Origin of the sequence: Micromonospora vulcania, assembly GCF_042658605.1 — a bacterium.
Taxonomy (GTDB): Bacteria; Actinomycetota; Actinomycetes; order Mycobacteriales; family Micromonosporaceae; genus Micromonospora; species Micromonospora vulcania.
The window spans coordinates 14,263-32,151 of record NZ_JBHSQS010000014.1 but is presented as its reverse complement, the minus strand read 5'-3'; the positions used below and the strand labels follow the sequence as shown (position 1 = coordinate 32,151).

Here is a 17,889-nt window from a genome sequence, read left to right as displayed (position 1 = left end):
AGCCGGGTCTGGTGTGGGCCGGTCAGCGGCGGCGGGGGGTGCTGCCGCTGGACGGGAGTGGGGTGATCGGCTGCCAGGCCAGCGGGGTGGACAGGACCATGGTGCTCGACGGCTGACCGTACGGGGCGAGTCGGTCGATGACCCCCTCGAACTCCCCGATCGACCCGGCGGTCACCTTGAGCACGCTGCACGCGTCCCCGGTGATCCGGTGGATCTCCAGGATCTCCGGCCAGGTGGCCACCGTGGGGTCGTGCAGGATGCACCGCGTGCCGTAGCAGGACATCCGGATCAGCGCGACCACGGTGCGGCCGGCCCGGGTCAGGTCGACGTGGGCGTGGTAGCCGGTGATCACGCCGGCCTCCTCCAGCCGACGGACCCGGTCGGCGACCGCTGGCGGCGACAGGTGGACCCGGCGGGACAACTCACTGAAGGAGAGCCGGGCGTCGGCCTGCAACTCGCGCAGCAGCGCCCAGTCCATGTCGTCCACGCTCAGACCTTACTTTCGTGAACCGAATTCGCCCACTTGCCGTTGGTTGGTCGAAACATCGGGCCCAGTGCCGTTGATTCAGCATTCCGCAGGCCGATCCGGCCGCGAGATCATGACGACGACCAGTCCGGGGGAGGGAGACGAATGGTGGATCAGACGGAGCGGCGGGCGCCGAACCGCGCCGCCACGGTGCGCCCGGTGACCCCGCAGCAGCGGGCCGTGCGTGCCGCGAGCAACAGTGGCGAACCGACCTTGGAGTTCGCCGAGATGGTGCCCTACGACGCGTACGTGCAGGCCACCGCCCTGCACAAGATGCAGCATCCGCTCAGCGCCGATCCGGGCGAGATGTCCTTCCTGATGGTCAGCCAGATCATGGAGCTGTACTTCGGGCTGACCTGCCACGAGCTGCGGGAGACCCAGCGGCTGCTGCGCGCCGACCGGGTCTGGGACGCGCTGGCCCCACTGCGCCGGGCGAAGCTGCACCTGGAGGGGCTCAACGCCGCCTGGCAGGGCCTGCGCTGGATGACGCCGGCCGACTTCAACCGCTTCCGCAATCTGCTCGGCGAGGCGTCCGGCTTCCAGTCGGCCATGTACCGGCAGATGGAGTTCCTGTTCGGGCTGCGCGACGCGGCGCTGATCCGACCGTTCCGCCGGCAGACCGAGGTGCATGCCGACCTGAGCGCCGCGCTGGCCACCCCGAGTCTCTGGGACGACGTGCTCGCGCTGCTCGCCCGGAGCGGCTTCGAGCTCCCCGCCGAACTGCTCGACCGGGACGTGGCGGTCGAGCACGATCCGCAGCCCGTGGTCGAGGCGGCCTGGGTACGGATCTATGCCGAGACCGGCCCGGACAACCACCTGTGGATGCTCGGTGAGGCGCTGAGCGCAATCGCCGAGGAGTTCGGCGACTGGCGGTGGAACCACGTCAAGGCGGTCCAGCGGACGATGGGCGCCAAGGTCGGCAGTGGCGGCTCGGCCGGGCTGGCGTGGTTGCAGCGCAGCATGGCCCGGGTGGTCTTCCCGGAGCTGTGGTCGGCCCGCACGGCGATGTGAGCGGAGAGCGAGAACCAGCCATGAGCACCCCCACAGCAGACTCGCCGAGCCTTGCGGCCGGCGAAGCGCAGGCGCGTCGCCTCGACGAGAGCGACCCGAGCCACCGGCACCTGTTCCACGTGCCGCCGGCCGACGGCGGCAGCTACTCCGAGTCGGCGTACCTCGCCGGCAACTCGCTCGGCCTGCAGCCCCGGGCCACCCGCGACGAACTCCTCGCCGACCTGGACGCCTGGGGTCGGCTCGGCGTCGAGGGGCACCTGGAGGCGGAACGCGCCTGGCTGCCGTACCACGAGCTGTTGACGGCGCCGGCCGCCCGACTGGTCGGCGGCCGGCCCGCGGAGACCGTGGTGATGAACTCCCTCACGGTCAACCTGCACCTGCTGATGGTCAGCTTCTACCGGCCGGCCGGCGCTCGCACCCGCATCGTCATCGAGGACGCCGCGTTCCCCTCGGACAGCTACGCGGTACGCAGCCAGGCCCGGTTCCACGGGCTGGACCCGGACGACACCGTGGTCCGGCTGCGCCCGCGACCCGGCGAGGACGCGCTGCGCACCGAGGACGTGACCGGCTACCTGGCCGCCGAGGGCGACCGGGTGGCGCTGGTGCTGCTCGGCGGGGTCAACTACCTGACCGGCGAGCTGCTGGACATTCCGGCGATCACGGCTGCCGGTCGGGCCGCCGGCGCGGTGGTCGGCTGGGACCTGGCGCACGCGGTCGGTAACGTGCCGCTGGCCCTGCACGACTGGGACGTCGACTTCGCCGCCTGGTGCTCCTACAAGTACCTGAACTCCGGGCCGGGCGCGCTCGCGGGTGTCTTCGCGCACGAGCGGCACCTCGGCGACCCGAACCTGCCGCGCTTCGAGGGCTGGTGGAGCACCGCGGCGGCCACCCGGTTCGAGATGACGCCGGTGGCCCGCCCACCGGCCACAGTGGAGGCCTGGCAGATCTCCAACCCGCCGATCTTCGCGATGGGTCCGGTGCGTACCTCGCTGGAACTGTTCGACGCGGTCGGCATGTCCGCGCTGCGCGCTCGTAGCCTGCGGCTCACTGGCTGGTTGGAGCAGCTGCTCGACGAGGTCACCGCCGACCGGCCGCTGAGCGTGGTCACCCCGCGTGACCCGGCCCGGCGGGGCTGCCAGCTCTCGGTGCGGATCGGCGCGGGCAGCGCCGGCGAGCTGACCAAGCGGCTGCGGCACGAGTACGGCGTGATCGCCGACGCCCGGGAGCCGGACGTCGTCCGGTTCGCGCCGGTGCCGCTCTACTCCACGTACCACGACTGCTGGCGGGCCGCCTCCGCGCTCGCCGCGCTGGTCGGTCAGTCCACGAAGGGTGGTTCCGCATGACCGCGCGGCGCGACGAGATCGCGATCATCGGCGCCGGGCTGGCCGGTTGCCTGGCCGCCTGCTTCCTGGCCCGGCGCGGCTACCCGGTGGCCCTCTACGAGCGCCGAGGTGACCCGCGCGCCGGCACGGTGGAGCGGGGGCGCTCGATCAACCTGGCGCTCTCCGAGCGCGGGCTGGACGCGCTGCGCCGGATCGACCTGGCCGAGCAGGTCATGGCGGACGCGCTGCCGATGCGCGGCCGGATGATCCACCCGGTCGAGGGGGAGCCGCAGTTCCAGTCGTACAGCGCGGCCGGTGATCGGGCGATCAACTCGATCAGCCGGGGTGCGCTGAACAACGCCCTGCTGGACGCGGCCGAGGCGCTGCCCGGTGTGCGGGTGGTCTTCGACCACCGGCTGGTCGGGCTGGACCCGGCGGACGGCGGTCTCAGCTTCGACACCCCGCAGGGACCGGTCAGCGCCAAGGCGTCCGTGGTGCTGGGCGCGGACGGCGCCGGTTCGGTGGTACGCGGGCAGTTGCTGGCACACGGGCTGCTCACCGAGAGCGTCGACTTCCTCGACTACGGCTACAAGGAGCTGACCATCCCGGCGCTGGGCGGAGACTTCGCCCTGGACCCGGACGCTCTGCACATCTGGCCGCGCGGCACCTCGATGATGATCGCGTTGCCGAACCCGGACCGCTCCTTCACCTGCACCTTGTTCTGGCCCAACCAGGGCGCCGGCAGCTTCGCCGCACTGGACAGCCCGGCGGCGATCCAGGGGCACTTCGCCCAGCACTACCCGGACGTTGTCGGGCTCGCCCCGAACCTGGTGGACGACTACCAGCACAACCCGGTGGGCGTACTCGGCACGGTGCGGTGCACCCCGTGGCAGGTCAACGGGACGGTCGGCCTGCTCGGCGACGCGGCGCACGCCATCGTGCCGTTCTACGGCCAGGGCGCCAACTGCGCCTTCGAGGACGTGGTGGAGCTGGACCGCTGCCTCGACGAGTGCGCCGACGACTGGGCCACGACGCTGCTGCTGTTCCAGCGACGGCGGCAGGAGAACGCCGAGGCCATCGCCCAGATGGCGCTGACCAACTTCGTGGAGATGCGGGACAAGGTCGCCTCCCCGGTCTTCCAGCTCGGCCGGCGGGTGGAGCACGCACTGGAACGGGCGCTGCCCGGCCGGTACGTTTCCCAGTACGAGCTGGTGTCCTTCTCCACCACCCCGTACGCCGAGGTTCGCCGTCGGGTCCGCCGGCAGCACCGGGTGCTCGGCGCGCTCGCCGGTGGTGCCGCCCTGCTGCTGGTCGGCGCGGTCGGCGCGGTACTCAGCCGAGGGAGGCGCAAATGACCGGCATCTGGGATCCACGGCTGATGACGGGTCGGGCACCGGCCGGGCCGGGGCGGTTGCGCAACTTCGTCGGCGGCGAGTTCGTCGACGGCGGGTCGGCGTTCACCAAGGCCAGCCCGGTGACCGGGGAGCCGGTCTTCGAGGTGGTCGAGGCGTCGAAGTCCACGGTGGACGATGCGGTGGCCGCCGCCCGGGCCGCGCTGCGCGGCCCGTGGGGCCGGATGGGTGAGCGGGAGCGCGCCGAGGTGCTGCGCCGGGTCGCCGACGAGTTGGAGCGCCGCTTCGACGACCTGGTCACCGCCGAGGTCGCCGACACCGGCAAGTCCATTTCCCAGGCCCGTACGCTGGACATTCCGCGCGGCGCGGCGAACTTCCGGGCGTTCGCGGAGATCGCGGCGACCGCGCCCACCGAGTCGTTCACCACGGTCACGCCGACCGGCGGCCGGGCGCTGAACTACGCGGTCCGCAAGCCGGTCGGCGTGGTCGCGGTCATCGTGCCGTGGAACCTGCCGCTGCTGCTGCTCACCTGGAAGGTGGCTCCGGCGCTGGCCTGCGGCAATGCCGTGGTGGTCAAGCCCAGCGAGGAGACGCCCGCCTCGGCGACGCTGCTCGCCGAGGTGATGGCCGCCGCCGGCGTACCGGCCGGAGTGTTCAACCTGGTGCACGGGTTCGGGCCGGACTCGGCCGGGGAGTTCCTCACCCGCCACCCCGGAGTCGACGCGATCACCTTCACCGGCGAGTCGGCCACCGGCGGCGCGATCATGCGGGCCGCCGCGGACGGCGTGAAGGCGGTGAGCTTCGAGCTGGGTGGCAAGAACGCCGGCCTGGTCTTCGCCGACGCCGACCTGGACGCCGCGGTGGCCGGCTCGGTGCGATCGAGCTTCACCAACGGCGGGCAGGTGTGCCTCTGCACCGAACGCCTCTACGTGCAGCGCCCGGTCTTCGAGGAGTTCACCGCGCGGCTGGCGAAGCGGGCCGGCGAGCTGGCGTACGGCTGGCCGACCGACGAGGCCACCGCGACCATGCCGCTGATCTCCCACCAGCACCGGGCCAAGGTGCTCGGTGCCTACGAACTGGCCCGCGCCGAGGGCACCGAGGTGCTCGCTGGCGGCGGCACGCCCACCTTCGGCGACGCCCGCGACGGCGGGTCGTACGTGCAGCCGACGGTGCTCACCGGGCTCGGCCCGGCCACCCGTACCAACCGCGAGGAGATCTTCGGCCCGGTGGTGCACGTCGCACCGTTCGACACCGAGGACGAGGCGTACGAGCTGGCCAACGGCACCGAGTACGGCCTGGCGGCGACGGTGTGGACGCGGGATGTGGGCGTCGCGCACCGGGCCGGTGCCCGGCTGGACGCCGGCATCGTCTGGGTCAACACCTGGTTCCTGCGCGATCTTCGTACCCCGTTCGGCGGGGTGAAGGCGTCCGGCATCGGCCGCGAGGGCGGCGTGCACTCGCTGAACTTCTACTCCGAACTCACCAACGTCTGCGTGGACCTCTCGTGAGCCGACGCAGCGAGGAGCGGGCATGAACGCTGACATCGAGGCCGCCAACCGGGAGCTGGCCGACGCCCGTACCAGCGGCAAGCCGTGCCCGCCGCTGCGCGGCCGACTGCTGGCCGAGGGGGACGTCGAGTCGGCGTACCGCGTGCAGCAGCTCCAGGCGCGGGCCTGGCAGGGCCGCGGCGAGCGTCGGGTCGGCGCGAAGATCGGGCTGACCTCCCGGGCGGTGCAGGAGACCTTCGGGGTGTTCCAACCCGACTTCGGCGTGCTCACCGACGCCATGGCGGTCGGCGACGGGGTCGAGGTGCCCATCGACCGGCTGCTCCAGCCGCGGGTCGAGGCCGAGATCGCGTTCGTGCTCGCCAAGGACCTGGCGGACCCGCAGATCACCACGGTCGACCTGATCCGCGCCGTCGACCACCTGCTGCCGGCCATCGAGATCGTCGACTCACGGATCGCCGGCTGGGACATCTCCATCGTGGACACCGTCGCCGACAACGCCTCCAGCGGCCTGTTCGTGCTCGGCACCACGCCGCGTCGGCTCGCCGACGTCGACCTGCGGCTGTGCGGGATGGTGCTGGAGCACGCCGGGGAGCCGGTCTCGGTGGGCGCGGGCGCGGCCTGCCTGGGCAACCCGCTGCACGCCCTGCAATGGCTGGCCAGCACGTTGGCCCGGGCCGGCGACCCGCTGCGCGCCGGGGACGTGGTGCTCTCCGGTGCGCTCGGCCCGATGGTGCCGGTCACCCCGGGCGCCGCGTACGAGGCGCGGATCTCCGGGCTCGGCTCGGTCCGGACCTGTTTCAGCAAGGGAGGCGACCAGTGACCGGTGTCGCGGTGCTCGGTTCCGGAAACATCGGCACCGACCTGATGATCAAGGTGTTGCGGCTGAGCGACAGCCTGCGGATGGTCGCGATGGCCGGCATCGACCCGGCCTCCGACGGCCTGGCCCGGGCCCGGCGGCTCGGCGTGGCCACCACCGCCGACGGGGTGGACGGCCTGGTGGCGATGCCCGAGTTCGCCGACGTCGAGCTGGTCTTCGACGCCACCTCGGCCGGTGCGCACCGCCGCCACGACGAGGTGCTGCGCGCGCACGGCCGTACGGTGGTCGACCTGACCCCGGCCGCGCTCGGCCCGTACGTGGTGCCCCCGGTCAACCTGGACGAGCACCTGCACGAGCCGAACGTGAACATGGTGACCTGCGGCGGGCAGGCCACGGTGCCGATCGTCGCCGCGGTACGCCGGGTCACCCCGGTGGCGTACGGGGAGATCGTCGCGTCGATCGCGTCCCGCTCGGCCGGGCCGGGCACCCGGGCCAACATCGACGAGTTCACCGAGACGACGGCACGGGCCATCGAGGTGGTCGGCGGCGCGGAACGGGGCAAGGCGATCATCGTGCTGAACCCGGCGGACCCGCCACTGTTGATGCGCGACACCGTCTACTGCCTCTGCCCGGACGCGGACGCCGACACCGCCGCCATCGCCGCCTCGGTGGCGGACATGGTGGCGACGGTGCAGGAGTACGTCCCCGGCTACCGGCTCAAGCAGGACGTGCAGTTCGACCGGGTCGAGGCGTACCTGCCGACGCTCGGGCGGCAGCTCACCGCCCTCCAGGTGTCGGTGTTCCTGGAGGTCTCCGGCGCGGGGCACTACCTGCCGGCGTACGCCGGAAACCTGGACATCATGACCTCCGCCGCGCTGCGTACCGCGGAGCGACTGGTGGCGCTGCGGGCCGTCCGACGCCCGGCGCCGACCCACGACACGGGAGTGCCGGCGTGACCGAGCTGTACATCCAGGACGTGACGCTGCGCGACGGCATGCACGCCATCGCCCACCGCTACACGGTCGAGCAGGTACGCACCATCGCCGCCGCGCTGGACGCCGCCGGGGTGGCCGCGATCGAGGTGGCGCACGGCGACGGGCTCGCCGGCTCCAGCGTCAACTACGGCCACGGCGCGGCGACCGACGCCGAGTGGATCTCCGCCGCCGCCGAGGTGCTGACCTCGGCGAGGCTGACCACACTGCTGTTGCCGGGCATCGGCACCATCGCCGATCTGAGGGCGGCGAAGGCGCTCGGCGTGACCAGCGTCCGGATCGCCACGCACTGCACCGAGGCGGACATCTCCGCCCAGCACATCTCCTGGGCCCGGGAGAACGGCATGGACGTCGCCGGCTTCCTGATGATGTCGCACATGAACGACCCGGCCGGGCTGGCGGAGCAGGCCAGGCTCATGGAGTCGTACGGGGCGCACTGCGTCTACGTCACCGACTCCGGGGGCCGGCTGCTGATGTCCGACGTGGCGCAGCGGGTCGACGCGTACCGGCAGGTGCTGGCACCGGAGACGCAGATCGGCATCCACGCCCACCACAACCTGTCGCTCGGGGTGGCCAACAGCGTGCTCGCGGTGGAGCACGGCCGGGTCCTCGGGTCCGGCCCGCTCGACTCTGGATCCGGCCGGACGGTCCGCGTCGACGCTTCCCTCGCCGGCATGGGCGCCGGTGCCGGCAACGCGCCGCTGGAGGTGTTCGTGGCGGTCGCCGAGCTGCACGGTTGGCGGCACGGCTGCGACGTGTTCGCGTTGATGGACGCCGCCGACGACCTGGTGCGCCCGTTGCAGGACCGGCCTGTCCAGGTGGACCGGGAGACGCTCTCGCTGGGATACGCCGGGGTCTACTCCAGCTTCCTGCGGCACGCCGAGCGGGCGTCGGCGAAGTACGGCGTCGACGTCCGGTCGATCCTGGTCGAGCTGGGCCGGCGTCGGATGGTCGGCGGCCAGGAGGACATGATCGTGGACGTGGCGCTGGACCTGGCTGGTCGCGCCGAGGGGGAGAAGGCTCGATGATCGGCGTGGACACCGTGGACACCGTGGACACCGTGGGCATCGCGGCGAAGCTGGGCACGGCGGCCGACACCGCCACCGCGATCGGGCAGCTCGCCGCCGAGGTGGGGCTGGACGTGCCGACCGCGTACGGGGTGCAGGCGGCACTGGTGCAGCGTCGGCTGGAGCGCGGCGAACGGCTGGTCGGGCTCAAGATGGGTCTCACCAGCAAGGCGAAGATGGCCCAGGTCGGCGTGGACGAGGTGATCTGGGGACGGCTCACCGACGCCATGCGGGTGCCCGACGGCGGCGTCGTGGACCCGGCCGCGTACATCCATCCCCGGGTCGAGCCGGAGGTGGCGTTCCTGCTGGACCGGCTGCCCGAGCCCGGTGAGCCGGTCGGCGACTTCGCCACCGCGGTCCGCGCCGTCGCCCCGGCCATCGAGCTGATCGACTCCCGGTACGCCGACTTCCGCTTCTCGTTGCCGGACGTGATCGCCGACAACACCTCGGCCGCCGCGTTCGTGATCGGGCCGTGGTCGCCGGTACCGGCCGGCCTGGACAACCTGGGCGTGCTGCTGGAGGTCGACGGGCGGGTGGTGCAGGTCGGCTCGACGGCGGCGATTCTCGGCGACCCGCGCCGGGCGCTCGACGAGGGCATCCGGCTGGCTGGCCGGCACGGGGTGCGCATGCAGTCCGGGTGGGTCTTCCTGGCCGGCGCCGCCACCGCCGCCGTACCGCTGCGCCCCGGCGCGCACGTGCGGGCCGTGGTGGAGAAGCTCGGCACCGCCGCACTGCGGGCCTCGTCGTGAGCGACGGGGCGAAGGTGGTGGCCGGCAAGGCCGTGCCACGGGGGGCGTTCCCGCACGTCAAGGTCGCGGGTGGGTTCGTCTTCGTCTCCGGTACGTCGTCCCGACGACCGGACAACAGCTTCGCGGGTGTGTCGGTGGACGCGATGGGCACGACCGACCTCGACATCCGGGTGCAGACGCGGGCGGTCATCGAGAACGTCCGGGACCTGCTGCGCTCGGTCGGCGCCGACCTCACCGACCTCGTCCAGGTGACGTCGTACCTGGTCAACATGAATGACTTCGGTGGTTACAACGAGGTGTGGGCGGAGTTCTTCGACACGTCCGGACCAACCCGTACGACGGTCGCGGTGCACCAGTTGCCGCACCCGCACCTGCTCATCGAGATCCAGGCCGTGGCCCTTCTTCCCTCCGGAGGTCAGTCGTGAGTGAGATCGCCGAGCCGTTCAGTTTCCCGGGATGGATCGCGGACAACCAGCACCTGTTGAAGCCCCCGGTGGGCAACAAGGAGATGTTCCCCGGCGGGGACGACTTCATCGTGATGGTGGTGGGCGGCCCCAACCAGCGCACCGACTTCCACGTGGACCCGTACGAGGAGTTCTTCTACCAGGTCAAGGGCAACATGCACATCAACCTGATGACGCCCGAGGGGCCGCGTACGGTGCACGTGCGCGAGGGTCAGATGTGGATGCTGCCGCGCGACACCCCGCACTCGCCGCAGCGGCCCGAGGCCGGCTCGATCGGTGTGGTGGTCGAGCGGGTCCGCGAGGAGGGCACCCTGGAGACGTTCCAGTGGTACTGCCCGGGGTGCGGGCACAAGGTGCACGAGGTGGAGTTGCAGGTCCGGGACATCGCCGCCGACCTGCCCCCGGTGTTCCAGGCGTTCTACGCCGACGAGGCCGCCCGTACCTGCGCCAACTGCGGCACGCTGCACCCGGGCAAGGGCTGATGCCCGCAGGAGTCGTCGACGTGCACACGCACGTCGTACCGAAGGGATGGCCGGACCTCGGCGCGGCGTGCGGCGGGTCCGGCTGGCCCTGGCTGCGGGTCGACTCCGAACGGGCCGCCATGATCATGGTGGGGGAGACGGAGTTCCGCCCGGTCGGCGCCGAGTGTTGGGACGCGTCGACCCGACTCTCCGACATGGACGCCGACGGCGTGGACGTGCAGGTGGTCTCGCCGACCCCGGTCTTCTTCAGCTACGACCGGCCGGCCGACCAGGCGGTCAAGGTTGCCCGGATCTTCAACGACCTGACTCTGGAGGTCACGGCGGCCGGTGGTGACCGGCTCGTGCCGTTCTGCCAGGTGCCGCTCCAGGACCCGGACGCGGCCTGCGCCGAACTGGACCGCTGCCTGGCCGCCGGGCACGTCGGCGTGGAGATCGGTAACCACGTCGGCGACCGTGACCTGGACGACGCCGGCGTGGTCACCTTCCTGCAGCACTGTGCCGAGGTGGGCGCCCCGGTGTTCGTCCACCCCTGGGACATGCCGGGCGGCCCCCGGTTGGACCGGTGGATGGCCCGCTGGCTGACCGGGATGCCGGCCGAGACGCACCTGTCGGTCTTGGCGATGATCCTGGGCGGTGTCTTCGACCAGGTTCCGGAGACGCTGCGGATCTGCTTCGCGCACGGCGGCGGGAGCTTCCCGTTCTGGCTCGGCCGCGCCGACAACGCCTGGCACCGCCGCGGCGACCTGATCCGGGGCGCGTCCTCCGGCCCGCCCAGCAGCTACGTCGACCGGTTCCTGGTCGACTCGGTGGTCTTCGCGCCACCCGCGCTGCGGCTGCTGGTCGACACCATGGGGGAGGACCGGGTGCTGGTCGGCAGCGACTACCCGTACCCGCTGGGTGAACGCCCGGCCGGCGCGGTGGTGCACGCGGCCGACTTCCTCACCGCCGACCAGCGCGACAAGCTGCTCCGCGCCAACGCCCTGCGCTTCCTCGGTTCGAGTTGATCAGGGAGGTCGGTGGGCCGCGGTGCGATCGGGTGGCCCCGGTCGGCACACTGCTCTGAGCCCGCGACCGGTCGTGTCGAGCGGCGACGGCCCTCCGAAGCGGGCAGGATGACACCATGGCCGAAATGCACGACCTGACCGCGTTGGAGCAGGCCGCCGCCATCGCGCGCGGCGAGCTGTCCAGCGCCGAGCTGGTCGAGCACCACCTGCGTCGGGTGGACGCGCTCGGCGACACCGTGGGCGCGTTCGTCACGGTCACCGCCGAGCTCGCCCGCGAGGCCGCCCGCGCCGCCGACGCCGTACCCGTCGAGCGACGCGGCCCACTGCACGGCGTGCCGACCGCGATCAAGGACCTCACCCTCACCGCCGGGGTCCGTACCACCTTCGGCTCGGCCGCCTTCGCGGACTTCGTCCCGCCGGTCGACGCCGACGTGGTCCGGTTCATCAAGGCCGCCGGCCTGGTCAGCCTGGGCAAGACGACCACCTCGGAGCTGGGCTGTTCGCTCTATTCGGAGGGTCGGGTCGCGCCACCGGCCCGCAATCCGTGGCAGCCGGCGTACACCGCCGGCGGTTCCAGCGGCGGCGCGGCGGCGGCGGTGTCGGCCGGGCTGGTCCCGGTCGCCCAGGGCTCCGACGGCGGCGGCTCGCTGCGCATCCCGGCATCGCTCTGCGGCCTGGTCGGCTACAAGCCCAGTCGTGGCGTGGTCTCCGGCGGCCCGCTCGGCTCGGGCGCGTTCGGCCTGCCCACCAGCGGGCCGCTCGGGCGGACGGTCACCGACGTTGCCGCGCTGCTCGACGTCATGGCCGTGCCGGTGCCCGGCGAGCCCTACCTGCCGCCACCCGCGCCGCCCGGCGGCTACCTGGCCGTGGCCCGCCAGGGCGCGCCCGGTCGATTGCGGATCGGCCGGTTCACCACGCCGATGCTCGCCGACGAACTGGTGCACCCGGACTGCGTGGCCGCCGTGGACCGGGCCACCGCGCTGCTCACCGCCGCCGGCCACGAGGTGGTCGAGGTGCGACCGCCGCTCGGGCCGCAGGCGTGGCCGCTGTTCGAGATCCTCTGGTACGTGCTGGCGCTGTCCCCGGTACCGGCGCAGCGGGAGGCCGAGTTGCTGCCGCTGACCCGGCTGCTGCGGGCCCGGGGCGCGGAGGTCTCCGCCGGCACCCTGGCCGCCACCCTCGGCGAGTTGCAGGCACAGGTCCGCCTCGGCGCTCGGCGCACCGCCGACTGCGACCTGCTGCTCTGTCCCACGCTGGCGACCCCGCAGGCGCCGGTCGGTTGGTTCACCGCCGACGGCGATCCGGAGGCCGACTTCGACCGGCAACGCCGCTTTTCGCCCTACTGCGCCATCTTCAACGTCACCGGCGATCCTTCGGTCTCCCTGCCGGTGGGTGTGACCACCGAGGGCCTGCCCGTCGGGGTGCTGCTCACCGGCCGGTACGGCGAAGACGCGCGGCTCATCGAGACCGCTGCGCAACTGGAAGACTGCAGTGACGGATGGGATCGCCACCCCGCAATCTGGCGGGCCGTCGACTCCGCTAACGTGAATGGCGACGGAGCCGGGCGGTCGGCATCATGATCGTCCATCCGACCCGATTGTTCGAGGTCCTTCTTCCGCCTGGGGGCGTTGGGATTGTCTGTTACCGAGACGTTGCTGGTCTTCGTCGGCATCCCGGCGGCCGCGGTGCTGGTGATCGCCGGCCTGTCGTACGCCGGTAGCCGCGGCAGTGCTGGTGCCGGCCACGGCGGTGGCACCAAGCGGTACCGCCCGGGCCGACCCTTTGACTTCACTCCGGTCTGGTTCCTGGGCCGCCCGGAGCAGCTGGCCGACTCGGCCGGCACCGCGCTGACCGCAGGGGCGCAGGCGCCGGCCTTGACCAGCCACAAGCTTGAGCAGGCCAGCGTCGAGGCGCCGGCCGGTGGAACCGGAGGCGCAAGTGACCGTTGGTGAGAAGCAGACTGGGCAGGGCAATCCGCCCGAGGTGCTGGACGGGCCGTTCTCGACCCGCCAGCTGCTGCGCATCGACGAGGCGCTGCGCCTGGCCGACCAGGGCACCGGCCTGGTCTTCTCGGTCTTCGTCGGCGGCCTCGACGAGCCGATCCGGGAGCACGCCCAGCGGCTGCACCGCCAGCTCGCCGACCCCGACAGGTCGGTGCTGATCGCGGTGTCCCCCAACCAGCGTCGGCTGGAGGTCGTCACCGGGCGGCACGCCCGTAAGCGCATCCCCGACACGTACGCCAAGCTGGCCGCCCTCTCCATGGCCGGCGCGTTCAGCGGCGGCGACCTGGCCGGCGGCATCATCAACGGCCTCGACCAACTGGCCAGCCACGCCGGCAAGGGCTGAGCCCCTCCTCGTACGACGAAGCCCGGCCCACGTGTGTGGGCCGGGCTTCGGTCTGTCTGGGGCTGCTTCAGCGCGGCCAGGCGCTCGGGTCCAGCCGCCTCGGCCAGGGCTCATCCACGCTAACCGGGTCATCCGGGCCCACGGTGCCCAACAGCTCGTAATGGTCGCCCTTGCCGAGCTGGTAGCGATACGCCACCGGGCCGAAGTCACCGTGCTCCACCCGCCAATACGACCGGATACCAGCCTCGGCGTACAACGCGGGCTTGGTGAACCGGTCGTGCCGCCGGCTGTTTGGTGACTCCACCTCGACGACGAGCGCGATGTCCGTCGGCTCGGCCCACATGCGGCTTCGGGGGGCGCCGGGCTTCAGCACGGTGATATCCGGGAGCAGGTTGCCACCGGGCACCCGTACCCCGATCTCACGGATGACCCGCCAGCCCGGTGGTGCCGCCTGTCGAACCGTCATCCGGATGTCGTCCGCCAGCTCGTGGTGGTCAGGCCCGGCCGGTGGGGTCACGTGCAGGCTCCCGTCGATGATCTCGTAGCGGTTCCCGTCCTCCGGAAGGTCGAGCAGATCCTGCTCGCGCCAGCTCCGCTCGGGTGGCCGCCACTCGTACGTCGGCTGTGCCATCACGTCCACCTCCTTCCGAACGATAACGCCCGGGGCCGGGCATGGACTGTCGTCCACGCCCGGCCCCGGGCCGAATGCTGTCGATCAGGCGCTCTGGGCGTCCTTCGCGCGGGCCTTGAGCGCCCGCACCACGCCGTCGCGGCCCTCGGCGACCAGCCGGCGCAGCGGGCCGGGGTGCCCGTCGCCGGCCAGCCACGCGTCGGTGGCCGCCACCGTGTCGTCCTGCACCAGGTAGGCCGGGTACGCCAGCTGGGCGAACTCCTGCGCCGGCTCGCTGTCCCGGGTGGCCCACACCTGACCGACCGCCTCGAAGTACCGCTCCCGGTACGGGGCGACCAGCTCCACCTGCGCCGGGTGGGTGAAGCCCTGCAGCAGTGCCCGGTGCCGCCAGTTGGGCAGCGCGTCCGGGCCGGTCAGCAGCGCCCACACGGCCGCCTTGTTCTCCGCGGTCGGCACCAGGGCGTGCACGTACGCGGCCTCCCGCTCGCCGCTGGCGGTGCGGTCGCTGGCCAGCTCCGCCTCGACCTCGGCCGCTCCGGCCGCGCCGTTGGCCACCAGCGCGCCGAGCACCGCCCAGCGCAGCTCGGTGTCCACGGTGAGCCCGGCCGGTGCGCCGGAGCCGTCCAGCCAGCCGCGCAGGATCGCCAGATCCTCCTCGGAGCGGGTCGCCGAGGTGTACGCCCGGGCCCAGGCCAGCTGGAACCCGCTGCCCGGCTCGGCGGCGGCGAGCGCGTCGCGTGCCGTACGGGCCAGGTCGGCCCAGCCGGTCGGCGCCCAGGCCGGGTCGGCGTAGAGGGTGATCGCCGTGGTCGCCTGACGCAGGGTCGCGGTGACCAGGTTGATGTCGGTCTCGGCGGGCAGCCCGGTCAGCACCAGCGCCACGTAGTCACGGGCCGACAGTTCGGCGTCGCGGATCATGTCCCACGCCGCGGTCCAGCACAGCGCCCGGGCCAGCGACGAGTCGAAGCCACCGATGTGCTGCACCACCGTGGCCATCGACCGCTCGTCGAGGCGCAGCTTGGTGTAGCTCAGGTCGTCGTCGTTGAGCAGCAGCACGTCCGCCGCCCGGACGCCGCGCAGCTCGGCGAGGTCGGTCCGCTCGCCGGTCACGTCCACCTCGTACCGCTCGCGGCGCACGAGCCGCCCGTCGGTCAGGTCGTACAGGCCCACGCCGATCCGGTGCGTCCGCAGCGTCGGGTACGCCGCCGGCGCCTCCTGCCGGACCACCACCTGCTGGTAGGTGCCGTCCGCGCCGATCGTCACCTCCGGACGCAGCGTGTTGACCTGCGCGGTCTCCAGCCACTGCGCGGCGAACTTGCGCAGCTCCCGGCCGGAGGCCGCCTCCAGCTCGGTGAGCAGGTCGTCGAAGGTGGCGTTGCCCCAGGCGTGCTTGCCGAAGTATGCCCGCAGGCCGGCCACGAACGGCTCCTCACCCACGTACGCGACGAGCTGCTTGAGCACGCTCGCGCCCTTGGCGTAGGTGATGCCGTCGAAGTTGACCTCGACGGCCTCCATGTCCGGCATCTCGGTGTAGACCGGGTGGGTGGAGGAGAGCTGGTCCTGCCGGTAACCCCAGTTCTTGCGGATGGACAGGAACGTCGTCCAGGCCTCGGTGAACCGGGTGGCGTTGGTGTTGCACCAGTGGCTGGCCCACTCGGCGAACGACTCGTTCAGCCACAGGTCGTTCCACCAGCGCATGGTGACCAGGTCGCCGAACCACATGTGGGCCAGCTCGTGCAGGATCGTGTTGGCCCGCTGCTCGTACTCGAAGTCGGTGACCTGCGAGCGGAACAGGTAGTGCGACTCGGCGTGCGTCACGCAGCCGAAGTTCTCCATCGCGCCGGCGTTGAAGTCGGGCACCCAGAGCTGGTCGTACTTGGGCAGCGGGTACCGCACACCGAACTTCTCGTGGAAGAAGTCGAAGCCCTGCTTGGTGATCAGGAACAGGTCGTCCGAGTCGAGGTACTGAGCCATCGACGCCCGGCAGAACGCACCCAGGTCGATGCCGTCGTGGGTGTCGCGCACCTCGTGGTACGGCCCGGCGCAGAGTGCCGTGATGTAGGTGCTCATCCGGGGCGACTCGGCGAAGTGGAGGGTCTTGAGCCCCTCACCCGCCGGCTCCTCGCGCTGCACCGGCATGTTGGACACCACTCGCCAGTGCGCCGGCACCTGCGCGTGCCACGTGTAGACGCTCTTCAGGTCGGGCTGGTCGAAGCAGGCGAACACCCGCTGCGCGTCGGCCGTCTCGAACTGGCTGTAGAGATAGGTCTCGCCGTCCACCGGGTCGACCGTGCGGTGCAGCCCCTGCCCGCTGTTGGAGTAGCCGAAGTCGGCGTCCACCACCAGGACGTTGTCGCTGCCCAGCCCGGTGAGGGTCAGGCCGTTCTCGGCCGACCAGGTCGACAGGTCGACCGGCTCACCGTTCAGCGTGGCGGAGCGCACCGAGTCGGCGGCCACCTCGATGAAGGTGCTCGCGCCGGGCTCGGCGCAGCGGAACCGGACCTCGGTCGTCGACCGGAACGTGCGGCCGTCGGCCGCAAGCACGGCGGTCGACAGGTCCAGACTGATGTCGTATCCGGTCACGTCGAGCAGGCGGGCCCGCTCGGTCGCCTCGACCTGCGTCAGGTTACGCACTCCCGGCACTGTTCGTCTCCATCCCACTTTTCGCCGTACGCCCGGCGGCGCCCGTCCGCCAACCGCTCGTGGCGGTCGGCCCATACCCGAGTCTTCCATGTACCGGTAGCCAGCGGTGGCCGAGGTCACGCTCGCCTTTGGGTGCCGGCCGACGCCTTTCGGGGTGAGGATTCGAGTGAGACGCCGGACTGCCGGCGCCACCTGTCTCGAAGGGATCTCACCGTGACCGAACGCGTCGCCGTGGACATGTGGTTCGACCCGGCCTGCCCGTGGGCGTGGCTCACCTCCCGTTGGCTGCTGGAGGTCGAGCAGGTCCGGGACGTGGACGTCCGCTTCCACGTGATGAGCCTCGCGGTGCTCAACGAGGGCCGGGAGAACCTGCCCGAGGAGTACAAGTCGTTCCTGAGCACCGCCTGGGGTCCGGTACGGATCTGCATCGCCGCCGAGCAGCGCTACGGCTCGGACGTCCTGCGCAAGCTCTACACCGCGCTCGGCACCCGCATCCACCTCGGCAAGGAGGAGCGGGGTCCGGAGCTCTACGTCGCCGCGCTGACCGACGCCGGCCTGGACCCGGCCCTGGCCGAGGCGGCCGAGAGCACCGAGTACGACGAGGCTCTGCGGGCCAGCCACGAGGCCGGCATGCGGCCGGTCGGCCAGGACGTGGGCACCCCGGTGATCCACGCGCCCGGCCCGGACGGCAGCACGGTCGCGTTCTTCGGGCCGGTCATCACGCCGGCACCGAAGGGCGAGGCGGCCGCCCGGCTCTGGGACGGCGTGCTGCTGGTCGCCGGCACGCCCGGCTTCTACGAGCTGAAGCGCTCCCGCGAGCTGGGCCCGATCTTCGACTGATGCACGCCACCCGCGCCCCCGTCCGGACACTCTCGGCTGTCCGGGCGGGGGCGCGTCGCGTCGGGCGGTGGTGGTAACCCGTCCGAGGTCGAACGCGATCTCCGCGTCACCGGTGGGCGGGCGGCCTCGTTGGCC

The 17,889-nt window shown here is 72.1% G+C and carries 18 protein-coding genes; 15 read left to right on the top strand and 3 right to left on the bottom strand.

Annotated elements, in window-relative coordinates; genetic code table 11:
- Positions 1–22: 22 nt before the first annotated feature.
- Complete coding sequence (locus ACFQGL_RS22120; protein ID WP_377514187.1) at positions 23–487, bottom strand: Lrp/AsnC family transcriptional regulator; 465 nt, start codon at positions 485–487, stop codon at positions 23–25.
- Between the two features lie 147 nt (positions 488–634).
- Between ACFQGL_RS22120 and ACFQGL_RS22115 the strand changes: the two genes are divergently transcribed.
- From ACFQGL_RS22115 to ACFQGL_RS22050, 14 genes are all read left to right on the top strand, one after another.
- The gene (locus tag ACFQGL_RS22115) at positions 635–1,537 is read left to right on the top strand and encodes a tryptophan 2,3-dioxygenase (RefSeq protein WP_377514342.1); all 903 of its coding nucleotides are present in this window, start codon (positions 635–637) and stop codon (positions 1,535–1,537) included.
- 20 nt (positions 1,538–1,557) lie between these two features.
- Positions 1,558–2,880 carry a kynureninase gene (gene kynU / locus ACFQGL_RS22110; protein ID WP_377514186.1) on the top strand — a complete coding sequence of 441 codons (1,323 nt, stop codon included), beginning with the start codon at positions 1,558–1,560 and terminating at the stop codon, positions 2,878–2,880.
- Positions 2,877–4,214, top strand: coding sequence for an FAD-dependent oxidoreductase (locus ACFQGL_RS22105; protein ID WP_377514184.1), 1,338 nt, complete (start codon positions 2,877–2,879; stop codon positions 4,212–4,214). The genes kynU and ACFQGL_RS22105 overlap by 4 nt, the downstream gene beginning before the upstream one ends.
- A 23-nt stretch (positions 4,215–4,237) precedes the next feature.
- A complete protein-coding gene (locus ACFQGL_RS22100) occupies positions 4,238–5,719 on the top strand; it encodes a 2-hydroxymuconic semialdehyde dehydrogenase (RefSeq protein ID WP_377514340.1) in 1,482 nt (493 codons plus the stop codon).
- A gap of 22 nt (positions 5,720–5,741) precedes the next feature.
- Positions 5,742–6,539 (top strand): 2-keto-4-pentenoate hydratase, encoded by a 798-nt coding sequence (locus ACFQGL_RS22095; RefSeq protein ID WP_377514182.1) that lies wholly within the window; start codon positions 5,742–5,744, stop codon positions 6,537–6,539.
- A complete protein-coding gene (locus tag ACFQGL_RS22090; RefSeq protein ID WP_377514181.1) occupies positions 6,536–7,492 on the top strand; it encodes an acetaldehyde dehydrogenase (acetylating) in 957 nt (318 codons plus the stop codon). Before ACFQGL_RS22095 ends, ACFQGL_RS22090 begins: the two co-directional genes overlap by 4 nt.
- Complete coding sequence (gene dmpG, locus ACFQGL_RS22085; RefSeq protein WP_377514179.1) at positions 7,489–8,556, top strand: 4-hydroxy-2-oxovalerate aldolase; 1,068 nt, start codon at positions 7,489–7,491, stop codon at positions 8,554–8,556. Before ACFQGL_RS22090 ends, dmpG begins: the two co-directional genes overlap by 4 nt.
- On the top strand, positions 8,553–9,344 hold the full coding sequence (locus ACFQGL_RS22080) for a 2-keto-4-pentenoate hydratase (RefSeq protein ID WP_377514178.1): 792 nt from the start codon (positions 8,553–8,555) through the stop codon (positions 9,342–9,344). Before dmpG ends, ACFQGL_RS22080 begins: the two co-directional genes overlap by 4 nt.
- Complete coding sequence (locus ACFQGL_RS22075; RefSeq protein WP_377514177.1) at positions 9,341–9,769, top strand: RidA family protein; 429 nt, start codon at positions 9,341–9,343, stop codon at positions 9,767–9,769. The genes ACFQGL_RS22080 and ACFQGL_RS22075 overlap by 4 nt, the downstream gene beginning before the upstream one ends.
- Positions 9,766–10,290: a 3-hydroxyanthranilate 3,4-dioxygenase gene (locus ACFQGL_RS22070; RefSeq protein WP_377514175.1), complete on the top strand. Its 525-nt coding sequence runs from the start codon at positions 9,766–9,768 to the stop codon at positions 10,288–10,290. Before ACFQGL_RS22075 ends, ACFQGL_RS22070 begins: the two co-directional genes overlap by 4 nt.
- Entirely contained in the window at positions 10,290–11,294 is a 1,005-nt protein-coding gene (locus ACFQGL_RS22065; protein WP_377514174.1) for an amidohydrolase family protein, read from the top strand. Before ACFQGL_RS22070 ends, ACFQGL_RS22065 begins: the two co-directional genes overlap by 1 nt.
- 116 nt (positions 11,295–11,410) lie before the next feature.
- On the top strand, positions 11,411–12,874 hold the full coding sequence (locus ACFQGL_RS22060) for an amidase (protein ID WP_377514173.1): 1,464 nt from the start codon (positions 11,411–11,413) through the stop codon (positions 12,872–12,874).
- A gap of 54 nt (positions 12,875–12,928) precedes the next feature.
- Positions 12,929–13,246, top strand: a complete 318-nt coding sequence (gene ctaJ, locus ACFQGL_RS22055) for an aa3-type cytochrome oxidase subunit CtaJ (RefSeq protein ID WP_465263536.1) — start codon at positions 12,929–12,931, stop codon at positions 13,244–13,246.
- Complete coding sequence (locus tag ACFQGL_RS22050; RefSeq protein ID WP_377514171.1) at positions 13,233–13,640, top strand: DUF5130 family protein; 408 nt, start codon at positions 13,233–13,235, stop codon at positions 13,638–13,640. Before ctaJ ends, ACFQGL_RS22050 begins: the two co-directional genes overlap by 14 nt.
- Positions 13,641–13,707: 67 nt before the next feature.
- Here the strand turns inward: ACFQGL_RS22050 and ACFQGL_RS22045 are convergent, their stop codons facing one another.
- Positions 13,708–14,271 (bottom strand): Uma2 family endonuclease, encoded by a 564-nt coding sequence (locus ACFQGL_RS22045; protein WP_377514170.1) that lies wholly within the window; start codon positions 14,269–14,271, stop codon positions 13,708–13,710.
- Between the two features lie 84 nt (positions 14,272–14,355).
- Positions 14,356–16,905, bottom strand: coding sequence for an aminopeptidase N (gene pepN, locus ACFQGL_RS22040; RefSeq protein WP_377514168.1), 2,550 nt, complete (start codon positions 16,903–16,905; stop codon positions 14,356–14,358).
- Positions 16,906–17,127: 222 nt separating this feature from the next.
- On the opposite strand from pepN, the gene ACFQGL_RS22035 reads away from it, so the two are divergent.
- Positions 17,128–17,754, top strand: a complete 627-nt coding sequence (locus ACFQGL_RS22035; protein ID WP_377514167.1) for a mycothiol-dependent nitroreductase Rv2466c family protein — start codon at positions 17,128–17,130, stop codon at positions 17,752–17,754.
- The last annotated feature ends 135 nt before the right edge of the window (positions 17,755–17,889 follow it).

What these genes read in the sequence shown, in the direction of transcription:
- kynU (WP_377514186.1), top strand. Translation starts at nt 1,558, where the DNA reads ATGAGCACCCCCACAGCAGACTCGCCGAGCCTTGCGGCCGGCGAAGCG.
- ACFQGL_RS22105 (WP_377514184.1), top strand. Translation starts at nt 2,877, where the DNA reads ATGACCGCGCGGCGCGACGAGATCGCGATCATCGGCGCCGGGCTGGCC.
- ACFQGL_RS22100 (WP_377514340.1), top strand. Translation starts at nt 4,238, where the DNA reads ATGACGGGTCGGGCACCGGCCGGGCCGGGGCGGTTGCGCAACTTCGTC.
- ACFQGL_RS22095 (WP_377514182.1), top strand. Translation starts at nt 5,742, where the DNA reads ATGAACGCTGACATCGAGGCCGCCAACCGGGAGCTGGCCGACGCCCGT.
- ACFQGL_RS22080 (WP_377514178.1), top strand. Translation starts at nt 8,553, where the DNA reads ATGATCGGCGTGGACACCGTGGACACCGTGGACACCGTGGGCATCGCG.
- ACFQGL_RS22065 (WP_377514174.1), top strand. Translation starts at nt 10,290, where the DNA reads ATGCCCGCAGGAGTCGTCGACGTGCACACGCACGTCGTACCGAAGGGA.
- ACFQGL_RS22060 (WP_377514173.1), top strand. Translation starts at nt 11,411, where the DNA reads ATGGCCGAAATGCACGACCTGACCGCGTTGGAGCAGGCCGCCGCCATC.
- ACFQGL_RS22045 (WP_377514170.1), bottom strand. Translation starts at nt 14,271, where the DNA reads ATGGCACAGCCGACGTACGAGTGGCGGCCACCCGAGCGGAGCTGGCGC.